The sequence below is a fragment of the Ruminococcus flavefaciens 007c genome, from assembly GCF_000571935.1.
In the GTDB taxonomy this organism is placed as follows: domain Bacteria; phylum Bacillota; class Clostridia; order Oscillospirales; family Ruminococcaceae; genus Ruminococcus; species Ruminococcus flavefaciens_F.
The window spans coordinates 38,000-52,273 of the sequence record NZ_ATAX01000023.1; the positions used below are offsets into that span (position 1 = coordinate 38,000).

Here is a 14,274-nt window from a genome sequence, read left to right on the forward strand (position 1 = left end):
AAAATAGACTAATCAAAAATTGCGATTGGGGTGATTGCAAAATGGCGTTGAGTGTGGGGAAAGGTTGAATTATACTATTTTTTACAAGGAGCGTTACTATGTTATTTGATGAAAGAGATTTAAATTTTTTTAACAATTCGGAAGCAAAAAAATATTTCATGGAAATCGTTCAATCCTAGTAGAATGACTTTCGATTCATTAAAGGTGTCGTATAAAACATTTACAAGATTACTGTATGTTTCTAATGATAGTGAATGCATTAAAAATATAAAAGGCTTATATGTATTCACTTATGCTCTTACAGATTATCTCTTAAATCAAGGGGATACGTCAATTCTAAAAAGTCACGACATCATTAAGAATTACGAAAGAATAGACGTTGAAGACCTTGCCAATAATGCTGATAGAAGAAATGCGATTATAAGTATTTGTTTGAATTTTCCATGCGTATTAGATTCAATTAGGGGCATTGAAACACTATTTAACAAGCTATCTGAATTGGTACTGCTTATCTTCAATATTATTACAAACAGAACTTATCCTGTTAAAACAATACTGTTGTCGTATATAGGATGGGAATCAATTGGTAATTCCAACTGGTATATGTTTGCAATTTTTTCGCTGTATATATTCATATATATTTCTTTTCGTTTTTTTAAAAAAATGGAATCTGTTATTCCGTTAATCATTTTTACATTGCTGGCTTCATGTTTTATTGATGTATTATATTTTTTTGAATTAGGTATTTGGTGGTATAATACGATCTTGTGCTTTGTTTCCGGAATGTGGTATAGCAGATACAAAAAGGAGATAGATTGCGTTGTTCAAAAAAATGATATAGCATATTGTCGGACACTTCTTTGTTCAATCTTCATATTCGCAGTACTATACTATGGGCATTTAAAGTATTCGCCACAGATCATGATTTTTACAGCGCCAATTTTTGCTTTAATTATCATTTTTCTTTCAATGAAGGTGAAATTTAGAAGTAAACTACTTTCGTTTTTAGGAGACCATGTATTTTCAATTTATATTCTGCAAAGATTAGCATTTCTTATTTTGAAAGATAAAACTACAAATCAATACCTATATTTTCTAAGCAGTTTATTGCTCACAATTATTATTTCACTTTTATTTGATAAAGTTTTTAACACAATTGAAAGAAGTTTGCGAAAAAGAAATATCTACAGAGAATAAACTTGCGTATCTTTATAATTTATCGAATGAATTCAAATAGAGAGTATTTGCATTGGCAAAAACATATAGCGAATTGATGAAGTTAATAACTGATAAACATCGTGAACAGAAATAATTTCACCGCTCATCTTAATCACAGTATTTCGCTGCAAAACATCAAATTGGGCGTATCGAGACTCGTTGAGTGCGTTGTACTGGTGTCCCGTGGAAGTTTGGGGCAATACAATCATATAGATTGGACTGAATGGACAGGGCAATGAAACCGCAGACTTGTTTTATGCTGTATCTGGAAAGACATCTGCGCACTTGGTTTGTGGGCAGATCGTATAGCATAGAGGTCGTAACTTCGCAGATCGGCCATCATTCAATAAAGGGAGATGAAAATATGAAGGGAGTAAAACTTGTTCCGCTGGAAGAATCAGATCGTGAGCAATTCATCACGGACAATCAGGAAGCATTCAATTATGGTGCTCTGGAAGAATTCGGTCTGCGTGACGACCATTTTGAGGAGGACGGACAGATCATTTCCCGTGAGACGATCGAGCAGTCGATTGACAGCGGTGAAGCCTATCGCATCATGCAGGACGGCAAGCCTGTCGGCGGGGTTATCATCAGCATAAACGGCGAGCACGGTGAGCTGGAGATACTGTTTGTTTCGCCGAGAGTTCACAGCAAGGGTATCGGCTATGCCACATGGTGTACGATAGAAGAAATGCACCCCGAAGTTAAGATATGGGAGACCGTTACTCCGTATTTTGAAAAGCGGAATATCCACTTTTATGTGAACCGCTGCGGATTTCATATCGTGGAGTTTTTTAACAGCCATCACCTCGATCCGAATGATCCTGATATGGCTGATCATACAGATGAACAATTTCCCGACGGAATGTTCAGATTTGAGAAAAGAATGAAATAATAATGCCCAGCACTACTGAATGTCATTGATGCGAAGCCTCCCCTTATCCTATGAAACAGGAGGAACCATGCAGGTAATAAAATGCGGAGGGCTTTCATTAAACTCAAAAGATAAAAGGAAGTTCGGAAATCAGCAGGTATTCTCCGGGCTTTTTAGGAGTGATTATTTTTGGCAAAAGAAAACAAAAAGTTCATGGTTCTGTCTGCAATAGGCATAATCATGGTCGTTGATTCACATACCTGGGGCACATTCAATATCTTTGGTAATTTTTTTCCTTTCAATTCATTCTTTATGCCAATGTTCGTATTTATCTCGGGTTATTTCAACAAAGCTGACAAGAATACAGATCTGTGGAAATACACAAAGCGTAAATTTATGACACTGTTGCTGCCGTATCTGGTAGTATCGGTTATTGCGCTGATAACTGAATGGCTGATAATGTGCTATAAAACAGAAGCGATACAGCCGTTTTTAATGGAATACAAACTGAAAGCGCTGCTTAATACCTTTACAAGCGGAGAGATAACCACTATCGCTCTGCCGATGTGGTTCGCACCTATGCTGTTTGCTGTTCAGATAGTTTACGCACTGATAAAAAAAGTGCTGTCCGATCACTGGAACAGCGGGATAGCTCTGATACCGTTTATTGCATTACACATTTTTGTCGTCTGGTATGCAAAGGAGCATGATGAGCTCCCGGAGTATTTGCTGCTGCCTCTGAAGGTGCTGTTTTTCCTGCCTTTCATGGAAATGGGCATACTTTACCGCGATGTGCTCGAAGAGAAGCTCAGGAAAGCCAATCATCTTCTTCTGCTGACTGCCTTGCTTATAATAAATATGGTAAGAATTATGATACTGCCCAATGAATACGATGTAGCTTTTGACAGTATGGCAACATTAAGCGGTTTTACAAGTCCTTACGCTGTGACGCCGCTGCTTTCATCGGTTGTAGGAATCCTGTTCTGGACCGAGGTAGTTGAACTTATAGGCAAGCCGTTTTACGGAAGCAGAGTTGTAAATGCCATTTCGGAGAATACTTTTTATATAATGAGTTTTCATGTTATCTTCTTCAATATATTCAATTGTATTCTTTTTACGATCAACAGATTTGCTGTACTTCCCGGATTTGAAGCTCAGACATTTCAGGATTCGAACTGGTACCGCTGGGATTACGTTTCGCAATTCCGCTTTGTCTACTTTTTGTTCGGTTTGTTAGGACCTGTCGGGCTTATGAAATTATATGAACGTTTCATAAAAAAGCCCATTGTCAAGCTCATAAAAAAACAGCAGCCCGATACATGAGAGCTGCCTTGTATTATATGAAAAAACAAATCCCCTCAACACCATTTCGGGTGCTGAAGGGGATTTTTTACAGTAACTGAAGGATTATAGCGCCGAATACGCTGAGTACCATAACGCCTGCAAGTGCGAGAATGAATATCCTCATAGCGAGCGATTTCTTGTCACTGATACGCTTGCTGTTCTTTACGGGCGGAACAGGTCTTATTTCCTGTACTCTTCTGGTTTTCTTATTGCTCATTCATATCACCTCAATGTCTTTTTTTAGTACGTTTTTTGCGATTTGGTATGTAATCGGAGTATATCTCCGACTTTTTTCTGTTTCCGTAGGCTGCTCTTTTGCGGTCAAAGTGCGGCTTGTCATCGGGACGGCGGTTCCTGCGCTGACCGAGCTCTCCACCTTTGTATAGCTTTACCTCGACTTTATTGCCGTTTATCTTCATGGAATCGGTGCTGTCGATGATATATTCGTATTCAGCCTCGGGTACCTCAACGGTAGTATGCTCATCGAATATATCTATCTTGCCGAAGTCCTTGCCTGTCATTCCCGTAGCGTCCACGAGGGCGCCAAGTATGAAATTGGGAGCAATACGGCGGTTCCTGCCGATATTGATAATGATCTTGGTAGTTTTTGCACCGCTGTTTCTGCCTTTTTTCAGAGGACGAGTCTTTTCAAAGTCGGGAAGATCACTTGTTTCGGTCAGCAGCTGCTTTTCAAGTATTCTTGCGGCAGCCTCACGGTAGTCTATACCCATTGCAGCAAGACGGTCGAGAATATCATAGGAATTATGACCTGCCTGTGCTTCGGAGATCTCCCGGATCATAGCTTCCTTTTTCATAGCGATGATATCAGCTTTATCCGGAAGGGTCATCTCACGGATCTCGGCGTGGATATATTTTTCGATAGCGCGCAGGTCGAAAAGCTGGCGCCTGCCGCTGATAAGGGTATAAGCAGTACCTGTTCTGCCTGCACGGCCTGTTCTGCCGATACGGTGTATGTAGTATTCGTTATCCTGAGGGAGATCATAGTTGAAGACAGCGTCAACGCCGCTTACGTCGATACCTCTTGCAGCCACATCGGTAGCTACGAGTATCTCGGCAGCCTTGTTCTTGAAGCTGTTCATCACCTGTGTACGCTGTATCTGCTTCATATCGCCGTGGAGACCTGCTGCGCGGAAGCCGCTTTTCAGCAGCTCGTCGGTGAGCTGATCAACCATAGCCTTTGTGTTGCAGAACACCATAGCCGATGAAGGCTTGTATGCAGCAAGGAGGAGCTTTAAAGCGTCTGTCTTGCGTCCCATTGCCACTTCAAAGTAAAACTGCTCAATAAGTTCAACAGTGCGCTGAGCTGATTTTATCTTGATATGTACGGGATCACGCTGGTATTTTTCGGTTATGGCCATTATCTCCTTCGGCATTGTGGCCGAGAAGAGAACGGTCTGTCTGTCCTCGGGAATATCAGCAAGTATTGACTCAATATCCTCACGGAAGCCCATATTAAGCATTTCGTCAGCCTCATCAAGGATAACGGTACGTATATTGTCAAGCTTCAGAGTTCTTCTTCGGATATGATCCATGACTCTGCCGGGAGTACCGATTATGATATTAGCGCCTCTTTTCAGCTCATGGATCTGCTTTTCCATGCTTGCGCCGCCGTACACAGCCGAAGTCTTTACGCCCTCCTTGAATTTGGCGAATTTTCGTATTTCCTCGTTTGCCTGCATAGCCAGTTCGCGGGTAGGGCAGAGGATAAGCACTACAGCGGACTTCCTGTCAGCGTCTGTAATGCTTTCAACGGCAGGGATACCGAAGGCAGCAGTTTTGCCCGTGCCTGTATTGGAGCGTCCGACAACATCGCGGCCTTCAAGGAGAAGGGGAATGCTTTGCTGCTGTATCTCTGTCATCTCAGTATACCCAAGCTCTTCTACAGCGCGCAGAAGAGCCTGTGATAGGTTTAGTTCATTAAAATTCATTATTTATCCTTTCATACTCTCTTATTTTTCCGATACAAATTATAATAGCACAAAAAGGCGAAAAGGTCAAGGAGAAAAGCGAAAAAAGCCTTTTATATAATAATATGTAAGCATTTTCATATGGATATGAGTTTACGGTTATAGGCTGAGGCTATAGCTCATCATAATCCATTTGTATTGGACAAATACCTATCGATGTGGTATGATTAAATCACAGAAGAAAACAGAGGTGATCAGAATGCCGGAAATACGTTATATCATCAATTCAGAGCGAATGTGACGCTCTTGTACAGCAGTTGATAATATTCATTTATAAAAAAGTATTTTTGAAAGGAAGATCGTTATGAGTAATTATAGATTTGAGACAATACAGATACACGCAGGTCAGGAGAATCCCGATCCCACTACAGACGCAAGGGCAGTGCCCATATATGCTACCACATCATATGTTTTCAAGGACAGTGCACAGGCAGCAGGCCGCTTCGGTCTCACTGAGGGAGGAAACATCTATACAAGACTGATGAATCCTACCTCTGATGTATTTGAGCAGAGAATAGCTGCTCTCGAAGGAGGCGTGGGAGCACTTGCAACAGCCTCAGGTTCGGCAGCAATAAGCTATGCGATCCAGAATATCGCTACAGCGGGAGATCATATCGTGGCTTCTTCCGCACTTTACGGAGGTTCCTTCAATCTTCTTGCACATACTCTCAAAGATCAGGGACTTACGACCACATTTGTGGATCCTTCCGAGCCTGAGAACTTCGAGAAGGCAATAAAGCCCGAAACAAAGCTTCTCTACGCAGAGACACTCGGCAATCCTAATTCTGACGTTATCGACATTGAGGCAATAGCCGCCATCGCTCATAAGCATGGTATACCGCTTATAGTTGACAATACCTTTGCGACACCTTTCCTGCTCAGGCCTATCGAGCACGGCGCAGATGTGGTAGTTCATTCCGCTACAAAGTTTATCGGCGGACACGGTACTGTAATGGGCGGAGTTGTTATCGACTCGGGTAAGTTTGACTGGGCACAGAACGATAAATTCCCCGGACTTTCCAAGCCCAATCCTTCATATCACGGAGTAGTTTTCACAGAGGCCTGCGGAAATCTTGCCTATATAATCAAGCTTCGCACAACACTTATGAGAGATCAGGGCGCTACTATTTCGCCATTCAATTCCTTCCTGCTCTTACAGGGCCTCGAGACACTCTCTCTGAGACTTGAGCGTCATACCGAGAATGCACTGAAGGTCGTTGATTTCCTCAGATCACATCCGCAGGTAGAGTGGGTAAACCATCCCTCACTCCGCACAGGCAGAGCAAAGGAGATATACGACAGCTACTTCCCGAATGGAGCAGCTTCAATATTCACCTTTGAAGTTAAGGGAACAGCAGAGGACGCAAAGAAGTTCACTGAGAGCCTTGAACTCTTCTCACTCCTTGCAAATGTAGCCGATGTTAAGTCGCTGGTCATTCATCCTGCATCGACCACTCACTCGCAGATGAGCGAGGAGGAGCTTCTTGCCGCAGGCATAAAGCCCACAACAGTAAGACTTTCCGTTGGAACCGAGCATATCGACGATATTATTGCTGATCTTCAGCATGGTTTTGATGCAATAAAGTAATATAAAAAGGGTATCTGTAAATGTACAGATACCCTTTTTATTTCCTGTTAAAACCTGTCAGATCCTTGATGACTTCGCCGGCGATAATAAGTCCCACTACAGAAGGCACGAAGGCAACGGAACCCGGAGTTGCTCTTCTCGCAGAGCCGCTGCGCATATCCGTCTGTCCCGAACCGTCCTCGGCAGCCTGTCCCTTTGGAACTACAGGTTCCTCTCTGGAGTAGACGACCTTGAGCTTTTTTACGCCGCGGCGTTTCAGCTGATAGCGCATGACCTTGGCAAGAGGACAGACAGATGTCTTGTAAATATCCGTAACCTCAAATCTTGTGGGATCGAGCTTGTTCCCCGCGCCCATGGAGCTTATTACGGGTATACCCGCATTTTTTGCCTGCATTATTATTTCCAGTTTGCCTGTGACGGTGTCGATAGCGTCTACCACGTAATCGTACATGGAAAAATCAAGTTTATCGGCAGTTTCTGGCATATAGAACATCTTGTGGCAGGTGACCTTGCAGTGGGGATTTATGTCGCGAATACGTTCTGCCGCAGCGTCCACCTTGTACATACCGACAGTACTGCCGAGAGCGATTATCTGGCGGTTGATATTGGTCACACAGACCTTGTCATCGTCGATCAGGTCGAGAGCACCTACACCTGAACGTGCAAGAGCTTCAACGGTATAGCCGCCTACTCCGCCCACGCCGAAAACGGCTACACGGGAGCGAGCCAGTATATTCATAGCTTCCTCACCGAAGAGAAGCTGAGTTCTTGAAAAAAGGTCTGACATATTATGCTCCTTATTAAAGAATTTTTTCCATATATCCGCAGGTGAAGGGGAAGAAATCGAACTTCTTAGTATCTACATGGACAGCGCCGTTCTTTTCGTACCATTTGCGGAGTTTACCGTTTTCTTCAACAATGCCGAAAACCAGCTTGATGCAGCCAATTTTCTTTGCACTTGCGCAGGCGTGTCTGAACAGTGCCGTGCCGATAGCATTGTGTCGGAACTCAGGAATTACACAGAGATTATTCAGCTCGCACTCGCCGTTTTCCAGTTTTAGCAGGGAATAATAGCCGATTATCTTGCCGCCCTCTGAAAAATAGGCATACATAGGGCGGTGCTCGTTATCAAACTGCGAAAACAGTTTTTCATCATTAGTTGCAAAAGCAACATACATCGGAGCATTATCAACAGTAAAGCCGAACTCATCAGCTACAGTCATAAAGCTTTTCTTTATGACCTTTACACATTCGGGTATATCGTTTCTGCTTATCTCTTTTATACCTGACTTGCTGACATTCCTGAACTTTTCAAGGCGGTAAAGCCTCTCCTCGTCAAGCTCTGCGATGCCGTTCTTGTAGTCGTAGCCGAACTTTCTGTAAAACTGACAGCCTGTGATTGACGAGGGTATCTCGATGCGCTTGGCTCTGAGGAAGTACTCGTCCTTTTCCAGTGTTTCTATGATACTTCTGCCAATGCCTTTACCCTGATATTCCGGAAGCACGAATATAGTGAACAGACCGCTCTCGTCCTCCTTGCCCCAGAATGGACCGATAGAGCCGCAGCCGATTATCTTATCACCGTCCTCAACAACATAGAAGTGGGTCCAGCCAGCGCGTTCAAGGATATTCTGCGGCTGCATAGTTTTGACTACTTCTTCCATAAGCTCGGCAGGGTAGTCTTTTATGTTGGAAATCCTGAGAGTTTTTATTACAACAGCCGAAACGGCTTCGGCATCTGATTCTTTAAATCTTCTTATGTTCATATTGGAGCTCCTTTACATATTTATCATTTTTTCGTACAAGCTATGATCGGCTGATGTAGCGAGGATAGTCATTGCTGTAGCAAGATCAAGTATAGCATGAGCGATCATTATCGGCAGAGGATCGCGCTTTTTGTGGTAGTGAATGCAGAATATAACAGTCAGCGGAAGGAATGAAATAAATCTGTATATCATGTACCTTGCGTCAAACATGGTAGGTATGAAGCAGTGCTGAAGTGCATAGAAAAAGGCGGGGACAATTATTGCAGCATACTTGTTCTTTATCTGATTTACGCCGCCGCCGAGGTACAGACCGTCCTCAGCCAGCGCTGTAGTAACGGGGAGTACAGCAATGTTCAGTATAGCGAAAATGAGCGGTATTGGCTCGACCATCATGGGCGATGAATAGGGAAGAACTCCGTAGCAGACGAAGCCTGCGGCGTAAAGACCTGCCATACCGATGAAAATAAAGCCTACAATAAGGAGTATCATCTTCTTAACGGGAGTTTTGCCCTTCTCATAGCCGATAAGCTCACGGTAGCTGCTGCCTGTTTTTTTGGCGGATATCACAAGAAAAAGAATAGTCAGTATATTTACTGCGGAGGCGATTATCGACCACCAATTGCTTATTCCGCTGATCTTACGATCTGAGATGAAAGCTCCTGCAACAAAGATGATAAGGAATAATATGCAGCGGGCAGGAAGAAAGCATTTAAGATAACTTGTTTTATTCATGACGATACCTCATTTACCGAACTGCTTTGTGTGCGGTTATTATGGTATAGCTGTAGGCATTTACGGTGATGATACAGCCGTTTACGGTTATATACCAGTTCTTTCCTTTGCGCTCTATGACAGCTTTGGGAGAGCTTATCTGTTCCCTGCACCATGCGACTGTATCGCCGCAGTCAAGAGCGAGATTCCGCCTTATACGAACTGCGCCAAGCTCCGTGGTGCGGAGCTTGGCGAGATTGTTCAGTAATTCCATTATTCTGTGATCCTGCGGGCTTCGATGTAGAATCTCTTGTCCTCGGCGTGTCCCATGGAGAAAGTCTTTCTCGGGAGAGCGCCGTCCTTGATAACAGTGGGGAAGAGCTGTGATTTGTCCATATCGGGGAGTATGAATGCGATACCGTTGTGCTTGTCAGCAAGTGACTTTACTGTATCGGCACCGTGGATATAGTCTATCTTGCCGCCGTTTTCCTTGATATAGCTGTCAAGGAAGTTCTGGAGCGAACCAACGGACAGATTTGATGACTTCTTGTTGATGTAGAGTTTCTTTTCAGTACCCTTGCATGAGCAGATAACGTACTGGTCGGACACCTTTGTCCCGGAGAGTTCAAGGGCATCTGTGAGCTCGCTTATGAGCTTATCGCAGTCTACATCGTATACAAGGCGGTGTATAGCCTCGAATTTAAGTGCATCGCTATGGAGATTTACTATCTCAGCCAGAGCATAGCGTGCAGGGTGGTTTGATAAGTCCTTACCCGGGTTTGCTTTTTTCAGCTGCTCGTAGAACTCCTTTGCAGTAGCGAGGGAATGGTTTCCGTCGCCCATAGCATAGAGGAGTACGGGAGTATCATTGAGACCGTACTTCTTGCAGAAGGTATCGGGATCGGCCAGTGCACAGAGAGCTTTGTCAATAGTCTCCTGAGCATTCTTGTCTACCAGCCATCCCTTTATGCTGCCGCCATTCTGCATGAGCTCAAAGTCGTAGAGCTTACTGTCATCGGAAACATTCTTTGCAAGGGGCTCGATAACTGTATTATCAGGATCGTCAATGAGTATCATAATATGAGGAAGTTCAAGGGGAGCGCCCTGTCTTACCTTGATGCGGGGAGGTATACGCTCTATTACAGTAGCTTCGGTAGCTCTTACCTCTGAGGTGCTGCCCTTGGAAAAGTCATACTTTTCAAGGTCGATAGCTCCTACTATGCCTTGGCGGAGTATGCCGTTGCTCTGAATGCGCTCAACGTATACCATAGCGTCCTTGTACTCTGTGAATATGCCGTCGGCAAGGCACTTATCCATAGCAGTGTGGATATTGTCAATACGCTCTGCAACGCCCTCCTGCTCAAGGTAGAGCTCGGGAAGGATAAGGTTCAGTGTAGAGGGAGCGCTGCCAACTGTAGTGCTTACCTCGTCCCAGTATTCAGGCTCGCTGGTGTACTGATCGCAGGCAATAACGGACCACTTGTGCATATCGCAGTCCTTGGGGATAAGAATGTCAGCAGAATGAAATGCGGTTGAGTTCATGATAAATACTCCTTTATATTTTTGTAGGGGCAGATATTATCCGCCCGAATAATTATTGTGTAGTGGACAGCGTCCTCGACGTCCCATGTAGGGGCGGCGTTTCGCCGACCGTGAAAACATTTAAAATTTTAGAGTTGAGAATTGAGAGTTGAAAGTTATGGTATCGCCTGCGGCGATATTATTAAATAATGTTAGCGAAGCGAACAAAAACAACTCTACACTTTCAATTATCAACTGTTTTCAATTCATTAAAGAGCCGTGCTACGGGCAATCCCACCACATTGAAGAAGTCTCCGTCGATATGGGATATAAGTTCCGAGCCGCGTCCCTGTATTCCGTAGCCGCCAGCCTTATCGTAGGGCTCGTCGGTGTCGGCGTAGGCTTCGATCTCGGCAGCCGTGAGGTCTTTGAAAGTAACGTCGGTCACCTCAGAGAAGGAACTGACCCTGCCGCCGCTGATAATGCAGCAGCCGGTTATGACCTGATGTGTTTTGCCCGATAGCTTGGATATATCGGCTATACATTGTGCTCTGTCACGTGGCTTTCCCAGTATCTCGCTGCCGAGGATAACAGTTGTGTCGCAGCCGATAACAACGCAGTCGGGATATTTCTCCGCAGCAGCCTTTGCTTTGAGAACAGCAAGATGCTCGGAGGCCTTTGAAGGTTCGATATTGTCGGGGAGAGTCTCGTCACAGTCCATAGATACAGCTTCAAAGTCTCCGGTTATGTATCTCATCAGCTCACGCCGTCTCGGCGAAGCCGATGCAAGTATAATTTTCATATTTTCACTTCCGTTTACGGTTATTTGCAAAGTTTTTAAATGACAGACATTTATTCTGCTTTCCAAATGTATTAGTCTGATTTATGCAGAAAATCGTCAATGCTGAGATTACCGCCTGTAGAAAGGTGAGAGTAATAAGCAAGTATCTGAGAGGCGTCAACAGCGTCTGTCTTGCCGTCTTTGTTTATATCGGCAGAATCATTCTGCTCCTTTGTGAAAGAAGCAGGTTTATTTCCGGAAATAGCACTATATTCTGCAAGAACCGCAGAGGCGTCCACGGAATTTATCTGCCCGTCGCCGTTTACATCTCCCGGAATATGCATTTTACTATCCTTGGAGGTGTTGCGTACAAGTACAAAAAGCCCTACCGCGATGACGCCGGCAGCCGTAAAAGCAAGAAAACTGCGAAGACTCATAATAAAACCTCCTTAAATAATACTATTAATAATTTTATCACAGAGAAGGCCTGCTGTCAAGGAAAAAGATAATCCCTATTGTTTAAATTGCATTATGATTAACGAAAAGTATTGATAAATTTTATGATATGATTTTTTTCTCCCGCTATTGCGTTTTCTATATAAATGATGTATAATGTATAAGTATTTGTTAATTTGTAAAAAGAGGGATAGGAAACATGAATAATTATAATTACGGAGGAACGCGCGGTAGTTACGGACCTCCACCAGGGGTAGACAGACCTCCCCAAGGCATGGGCGGGCCTCCGCAAGGCATTGGCGGACCGCAGCAGGGCAGGGGAGATGCTCCGCAGGGCATTGGCGGACCTCCTAATGGTATGGACGGGCCTCCGAGAGGAGCCGGCGGACCTCCGCAGGGATTTGGAGGAGCTTCCACAGGGACGGGGAATCCCCTCGGGTTTGCTCCGGTACGTTCTCTTATGATGAAATTTGCTATACCAAGTATAATCGGTATGCTTGTCAGCGCCCTTTATAATATGGTAGATCAGCTATTTATCGGAAAGGCAGTTGGAACTCTCGGTAATACCGCGACTTCTATCGCTTTCCCGTTTACAACAGGGTGTATGGCACTGGCGCTGCTGCTGGGAATCGGCGGTGCTTCTTGCTTCAATCTTACACTTGGCATGGGGGATAAGAAGCGTGCACCGTATTTTGCGGGAAATGCACTTTCTCTCCTGGTAGTCAGCGGCGTGATACTTTCTGTTCTGACTCTTTTCTTCCTTGATCCGCTGCTTAAACGCTTCGGTGCTACGGAAGCGGTAATGCCTTATGCCAAGGAATACGTAAAATATACGGCTTTCGGTTTTCCGTTCCTTATTCTTACGGCAGGCGGCGGACATATAATCCGCGCTGACGGAAGTCCGAAAATGACTATGCTGTGCAATATAACGGGAGCTGTTATCAATACCATACTTGATGCGATATTCGTTATCGGCCTTGGCTGGGGCATGAAGGGCGCAGCTATCGCTACGGTTATCGGACAGTTTATTTCTGCTGTGATAGTTGTGGTATACTGCTTCAACTTCAAGACCGTATATCTTTTCGGCAGACATTTGTTTCCGAAATTCAGCATTATCGGCAGAGTATGTTCGATAGGTATGGCTTCCTGCTTCAATCAGCTGGCTATAGCCGTTGTACAGATAGTTCTGAATAATTCTCTCAGACATTACGGCGGACTTTCGCAGTACGGTGCTGAGGATCCTATCGCCGTGGCGGGTATCGTAATGAAGGTAAATATGATAGTCTTTTCTATCGTTATCGGACTTGCACAGGGAACCCAGCCTATCGAAAGCTTCAACTACGGCGCTCAGAAGTATGACCGCGTAAGAAGTGCTTTCTGGATGGCGGTAAAAGCAGGTGCGGCAATATCGCTTGTGGCCTTTGTGGTGTTCCAGCTTTTCCCGAAGCAGATACTCGGTTTCTTTGCAAATAAAAAAGCCAGCGACGGGTATTACGAATTCGGAGCAAAGTTCTTCAGGATATTCCTGTTCTTTACATGGATCAACTGTTTACAGCCTATAACCTCAACTTTCTTTACTTCAATAGGCAAACCCATAAAGGGTGTTTTTCTGTCACTTACAAGGCAGATACTCTTCTTCCTGCCATTGCTCGTGATACTTCCCATGGTCTTCGAGATCGAAGGTATCCTTTATACAGGACCTCTTGCGGATGCGCTTTCGGCAGTTGTTGCTATACTTATGGCGATGCACGAATTCAAGGTCATGAAGAGGCTTGACTATTATTATTAAAAGAAAAATAAAAATCCCACGGTATTGATTTATTGTGGGATTTTTGTTATAATATTCAAGTGAGTGTTGGGGCATAGCCAAGCGGTAAGGCAACAGACTTTGACTCTGTCACCCGTGGGTTCAAATCCCGCTGCCCCAACCAACAAGCCCTGCTTATCGGTGGGGCTTTATTATTTGCCGAAGATAAAGAGCGCTGTTGTTCAGACGGCGCTGATGTATAAGTTTATACGCCGGAGCA

The 14,274-nt window shown here is 44.3% G+C and carries 14 protein-coding genes and 1 tRNA gene; 6 read left to right on the forward strand and 9 right to left on the reverse strand.

The window, feature by feature from the left end; genetic code table 11:
* Positions 1 to 603: 603 nt before the first annotated feature.
* From RF007C_RS18305 to RF007C_RS07100, 3 genes are all read left to right on the forward strand, one after another.
* The gene (locus RF007C_RS18305) at positions 604 to 1,197 is read left to right on the forward strand and encodes an acyltransferase family protein (RefSeq protein WP_430344442.1); all 594 of its coding nucleotides are present in this window, start codon (positions 604 to 606) and stop codon (positions 1,195 to 1,197) included.
* Between the two features lie 277 nt (positions 1,198 to 1,474).
* Positions 1,475 to 2,113, forward strand: coding sequence for a GNAT family N-acetyltransferase (locus RF007C_RS07095; protein WP_206537802.1), 639 nt, complete (start codon positions 1,475 to 1,477; stop codon positions 2,111 to 2,113).
* 168 nt (positions 2,114 to 2,281) lie between these two features.
* Positions 2,282 to 3,415, forward strand: coding sequence for an acyltransferase family protein (locus RF007C_RS07100; protein WP_037298658.1), 1,134 nt, complete (start codon positions 2,282 to 2,284; stop codon positions 3,413 to 3,415).
* A 67-nt stretch (positions 3,416 to 3,482) separates the two neighbouring features.
* On the opposite strand, the gene RF007C_RS17480 is transcribed toward RF007C_RS07100, so the two are convergent.
* Complete coding sequence (locus tag RF007C_RS17480; protein WP_161634880.1) at positions 3,483 to 3,653, reverse strand: hypothetical protein; 171 nt, start codon at positions 3,651 to 3,653, stop codon at positions 3,483 to 3,485.
* Positions 3,654 to 3,663: 10 nt separating this feature from the next.
* A complete protein-coding gene (locus RF007C_RS07105; protein WP_037298661.1) occupies positions 3,664 to 5,385 on the reverse strand; it encodes a DEAD/DEAH box helicase in 1,722 nt (573 codons plus the stop codon).
* A gap of 343 nt (positions 5,386 to 5,728) precedes the next feature.
* Between RF007C_RS07105 and RF007C_RS07110 the strand changes: the two genes are divergently transcribed.
* Complete coding sequence (locus RF007C_RS07110) at positions 5,729 to 7,012, forward strand: O-acetylhomoserine aminocarboxypropyltransferase/cysteine synthase family protein (protein WP_037298663.1); 1,284 nt, start codon at positions 5,729 to 5,731, stop codon at positions 7,010 to 7,012.
* A 37-nt stretch (positions 7,013 to 7,049) separates the two neighbouring features.
* On the opposite strand, the gene RF007C_RS07115 is transcribed toward RF007C_RS07110, so the two are convergent.
* The 7 genes from RF007C_RS07115 to RF007C_RS07150 form a co-directional block, all read right to left on the reverse strand.
* Positions 7,050 to 7,799 carry a tRNA threonylcarbamoyladenosine dehydratase gene (locus RF007C_RS07115; RefSeq protein WP_037298667.1) on the reverse strand — a complete coding sequence of 250 codons (750 nt, stop codon included), beginning with the start codon at positions 7,797 to 7,799 and terminating at the stop codon, positions 7,050 to 7,052.
* A 13-nt stretch (positions 7,800 to 7,812) separates the two neighbouring features.
* Positions 7,813 to 8,778 carry a GNAT family N-acetyltransferase gene (locus RF007C_RS17880; protein WP_082316723.1) on the reverse strand — a complete coding sequence of 322 codons (966 nt, stop codon included), beginning with the start codon at positions 8,776 to 8,778 and terminating at the stop codon, positions 7,813 to 7,815.
* A gap of 12 nt (positions 8,779 to 8,790) precedes the next feature.
* Positions 8,791 to 9,510, reverse strand: coding sequence for a CPBP family glutamic-type intramembrane protease (locus RF007C_RS07130; RefSeq protein WP_037298670.1), 720 nt, complete (start codon positions 9,508 to 9,510; stop codon positions 8,791 to 8,793).
* Between the two features lie 13 nt (positions 9,511 to 9,523).
* Positions 9,524 to 9,763 (reverse strand): DUF3781 domain-containing protein, encoded by a 240-nt coding sequence (locus RF007C_RS07135; RefSeq protein ID WP_037298672.1) that lies wholly within the window; start codon positions 9,761 to 9,763, stop codon positions 9,524 to 9,526.
* Positions 9,763 to 11,031, reverse strand: coding sequence for a DUF1015 domain-containing protein (locus RF007C_RS07140; protein WP_037298675.1), 1,269 nt, complete (start codon positions 11,029 to 11,031; stop codon positions 9,763 to 9,765). The genes RF007C_RS07135 and RF007C_RS07140 overlap by 1 nt, the downstream gene beginning before the upstream one ends.
* Before the next feature lie 223 nt (positions 11,032 to 11,254).
* The gene (locus RF007C_RS07145) at positions 11,255 to 11,812 is read right to left on the reverse strand and encodes a Maf family protein (protein ID WP_026052831.1); all 558 of its coding nucleotides are present in this window, start codon (positions 11,810 to 11,812) and stop codon (positions 11,255 to 11,257) included.
* Between the two features lie 71 nt (positions 11,813 to 11,883).
* Entirely contained in the window at positions 11,884 to 12,228 is a 345-nt protein-coding gene (locus tag RF007C_RS07150; RefSeq protein WP_037298681.1) for a dockerin type I domain-containing protein, read from the reverse strand.
* Between the two features lie 218 nt (positions 12,229 to 12,446).
* On the opposite strand from RF007C_RS07150, the gene RF007C_RS07155 reads away from it, so the two are divergent.
* Both RF007C_RS07155 and RF007C_RS07160 read left to right on the forward strand, forming a co-directional pair.
* The gene (locus RF007C_RS07155; RefSeq protein ID WP_037298684.1) at positions 12,447 to 14,036 is read left to right on the forward strand and encodes an MATE family efflux transporter; all 1,590 of its coding nucleotides are present in this window, start codon (positions 12,447 to 12,449) and stop codon (positions 14,034 to 14,036) included.
* Between the two features lie 67 nt (positions 14,037 to 14,103).
* Positions 14,104 to 14,178 (forward strand) — tRNA-Gln (locus tag RF007C_RS07160).
* Positions 14,179 to 14,274: the final 96 nt, after the last annotated feature.